A 3581-nucleotide genomic window follows, 5' to 3' on the forward strand; every position below is an offset into this window, starting at 1 on the left:
CCGTTTTGTTATGAAAAAAATTCACAAAGTTTTAAAGGCTGTTTTGTCTATTGTCACGAATTTAAGTGACGATGATAGAACAGCCTTTTTTTCATTTGTAGAAAAAGGAGGAATATATAATGTATTACGATCACAAGAAAGTAGAATGGCTGAAAGAACGGTATCCCGAAGGGACTCGCATCTGCCTTGACAGAATGAACGATGACCCGTTCCCTGTTGAGTCCGGTACTCTTGGAAAGGTCGATCACGTTGATGACATCGGCACTGTGCATTGCGTTTTTGATAACGGAAGAACGCTCGGAGTTATCCCTGGTGTGGACGATTTCCATATCGTAAGTGAAGATAGTGAGCAAACAGAAGATGAAGAAATGAATATGTCAATGTAACGGTTAAGTTTTGAAAAAGACTTAGCCGTTTTTTTATTGAAAAAATCGGAAAGGAGATGATTCGTACTGATAAAATATTTCGATATCTTTGCAGGTATCGGCGGATTTCGCTCAGGACTTGAAAAAGCAGGCGGATTCAAGTGCGTCGGATACTGCGAGATAGATAAGTATGCAAAGAAAGCATACGAAACGTTGTACGATACAAGAAACGAGGTGTATTACGATGACGCAAGAAAGATCGACCCAAACGAACTGCCTGATCTCGACCTTATATGCGGAGGATTCCCTTGCCAAAGCTTTTCGATCGCTGGAAAACGAAAAGGATTCAGCGATACCCGAGGAACTCTCTTCTTTGAGATCGCCAGGATTGCCGCCATTAAAAAACCTAAGTATCTGCTCCTTGAAAACGTACCCGGTCTCCTATCGCTTAACGGGGGCAGGACGTTTGCGACCATCCTCGGTACGTTGGATGAATTGGGGTACGATGTCGTATGGGAAGTGCTTAACAGCGCAAATTTTGGAGTTGCCCAGTCAAGAAAAAGAGTGTTCATTGTCGGATTTCATAGAGAAAAGTGTTCCGGAAAAGTATTGTCTTTCACAGACGCAAATCCAAAAACTCTTGTCAAAAGAATTTCAGGCAGAGAGGGAAACAGAGTATATTCAGCAGACGGACTGAGCATAACCCTTACAAGTCAAGCAGGCGGTTTTGGAGGAAAAACAGGTCTTTATGAGATAATCGGCCTGCCGATAAAATCAAAAACTAAGTCAGGCTATCAGATAGCTCTGCCCGGTGACAGTATTGACCTTGCATACCCAAATATGAATTCAAGGCGTGGGAGAGTGGGAAAGGAGATAGCTCATACCCTTACAACAGGCTGTAATCAGGGATATTACGCATTGGGGATAGATATGAATCCTGAGCCGAAAGTCACAGAGCTTGCAAGATGTATAACCGCAAGACAGGACAGCGGTATTGGTCATCACAAAGGCGAAAAATCCGGAGTTGTCCTCATAACAGACCCGATAGCCGTGCTTACTCCCGAAAAGGAAAAAGTCCGTCAGCAAGGCAGAAGATTTAAACTTCCAAACGAGCCTATGTTTACTTTGACCGTTACCGACAGACACGGGGTTGTGTACTGCGGGTATATCAGAAAGCTTATGCCGTTGGAGTGCTGGCGGCTGCAGGGCTTTACCGATGAGCAGTTCAACAAGGTCAAAGCCACAGGAATGTCCGACGCTCAGCTTTACAAGCAGGCAGGCAACGCAGTAACTACAAATGTTGTGGAGGCGGTTGCAAGAATAATTTTAGAAACGGAAAAAGGAGAAAACGCATGAGCAATGTGATAAAGATTTTTGAGAATGATGAATTTGGTTCTTTAAGAACGTTAACAGATGAACACGGAAGGACCATGTTCTGCGGAAAGGACGTAGCTTCTGCATTGGGCTACAGCAATACAAAAGACGCAATAAGACGGCATTGTAGGTGGGGCGTGAAACACGACCTACCGCATCCGCAGTCTCCTGCCAGGACTATCGAAATGGTTTTTATTCCCGAGGGAGATGTGTATAGACTGATATCACATTCAAGGCTCCCTTCCGCTGAGAAATTTGAAAGCTGGATATTTGATGAAGTATTGCCGACTATCCGCAGAACAGGAGGCTATGTGGCAAGCGAGGATATGTTCATAGAAAACTACCTCCCGTTTCTCGACGAGCCGTACCGTGACCTGTTCAGACTTCAGATGACGGCTATCGAAAAGCTGAACGAGCGTATCAGACACGATCAGCCTTTGGTGGAGTTTGCAAATCAGGTGGCAGGAACAGATAACCTAATCGACATGAACGCTATGGCAAAGCTTGCGAGAGCCGAAAATATCTCCGTCGGTAGAAACAAGCTGTACAGCTGGCTCAAAAGAACGGGTGTACTGATGTCAAACAATCTGCCATATCAGAGATATATCGACAGAGGATATTTTGCGGTCAAGGAGTCGGTATTCGAGGTCAATGGTCTGAAAAAGACTTATCGGCAGACGTTTGTGACGGGAAAAGGTCAGCTTTTTATCATAGGTCTGCTGAGAAAATATTACGGAAAGGAGATGTCGTGATGCCCAAAAAGCCAAAATGTCCGCTGATAGGTCAGGACGGAAATATATTCAATCTTATGGGCATTGCTTCAAAAACGCTGAAAAGGAACGGAATGTATGATGAGGCAAAGGAAATGTGCAGCAGAATAACTTCTTCGGGCAGTTACTATGAGGCCTTGAATGTTATCGGCGAGTATGTTGAGATCACTTCTATCGATGATGAACAGACAGAAGATGAGGATATGGAAATGGAGATGATGTAAATGACGTATTTGTTCATTGGAATGATGATAGGTGTTATCATCGGAACAACGATAGGTTCTCTTGCCGTGGCTTTTAAGTCTGCTGAAAAAGAGATCGCACGTCTTGATAAGGAGGTCAAAGATGCACACAAACAGAGTTAAAGCCAAAGTAGACTTCAAGTTCTGTATTGGTAATATTCCTGCAATGCTGAGAGCAACAAAGCCTGTGCTTTCGGAAAAGCAGTACAAAGAATTATGTACTGAGGTCAACAAAGTTGACGGTTACCTTGAACAGAAACGCATTATATTCAGCTACGTCGATCCAATGATCAAGGGCTGAAGAAAACACAATTAAATAAAAACTAATGTCGTTTTGCCAACAGCAGATAAATAAATCTGGTGCTTGCAAAGCGACTTTTTCGTTTGCATACTTCTTTTCTGCTGTTTGGCAAGGAAAGGAGCTTAATGAACAGTTTTATGTCTTGGGTAGGTGGGAAGAAAAATCTTCGTGACGAGGTTCTTGCAAGATTTCCGCCTTACTATGAAAGGTATATAGAGGTCTTCGGCGGTGCAGGCTGGGTGCTGTTTCACAAGCCGCCCGGTGCAGATTTTGAGGTATACAATGACTTTAATTCAAATCTTGCAAATCTTTACCGCTGCGTTCGTGATAAACCTGCAAAGCTGAAATACAAGCTTAGGTATGTGCTTGATTCAAGAGAAGATTTTGAGTATTTAGCTCTACTTCATAAGCGTGGCATTTTGCCAAGGCTTTATGACGTTGACAGAGCGGCTAAGTTTTATCAGCTTATACGTTACAGCTATGCAAGCGGTCTTGACAGCTTTGGAAGTCAGCCGCATTCGATGTGGTC

At 43.5% G+C, this 3581-nt stretch carries 6 protein-coding genes and 1 pseudogene; all 7 read left to right on the top strand.

Features of this window, described 5'->3' with window-relative positions; genetic code table 11:
• The first annotated feature begins 119 nt into the window (after positions 1-119).
• Positions 120-386, top strand: a complete 267-nt coding sequence (locus tag AB5123_RS13965; protein WP_117928413.1) for a DUF4314 domain-containing protein — start codon at positions 120-122, stop codon at positions 384-386.
• A 66-nt stretch (positions 387-452) separates the two neighbouring features.
• A complete protein-coding gene (dcm, locus tag AB5123_RS13970) occupies positions 453-1721 on the top strand; it encodes a DNA (cytosine-5-)-methyltransferase (protein WP_368364968.1) in 1269 nt (422 codons plus the stop codon).
• Positions 1718-2491, top strand: coding sequence for a phage antirepressor KilAC domain-containing protein (locus tag AB5123_RS13975; RefSeq protein WP_337643859.1), 774 nt, complete (start codon positions 1718-1720; stop codon positions 2489-2491). Before dcm ends, AB5123_RS13975 begins: the two co-directional genes overlap by 4 nt.
• Positions 2492-2496: 5 nt before the next feature.
• Positions 2497-2733 (top strand): annotated as a pseudogene (locus tag AB5123_RS13980) (hypothetical protein); the annotation flags it as partial.
• On the top strand, positions 2734-2874 hold the full coding sequence (locus AB5123_RS13985; RefSeq protein ID WP_158455166.1) for a hypothetical protein: 141 nt from the start codon (positions 2734-2736) through the stop codon (positions 2872-2874).
• Positions 2855-3052: a hypothetical protein gene (locus AB5123_RS13990; protein WP_117893635.1), complete on the top strand. Its 198-nt coding sequence runs from the start codon at positions 2855-2857 to the stop codon at positions 3050-3052. Before AB5123_RS13985 ends, AB5123_RS13990 begins: the two co-directional genes overlap by 20 nt.
• 137 nt (positions 3053-3189) lie before the next feature.
• Positions 3190-3581: DNA adenine methylase (locus AB5123_RS13995; RefSeq protein ID WP_368364969.1), on the top strand; the 392-nt coding region annotated here is incomplete at its 3' end.

This window comes from Ruminococcus sp. RTP21204st1_B2_RTP21204_210225 (genome assembly GCF_040914135.1).
Lineage (GTDB): Bacteria > Bacillota > Clostridia > Oscillospirales > Ruminococcaceae > Hominimerdicola > Hominimerdicola aceti.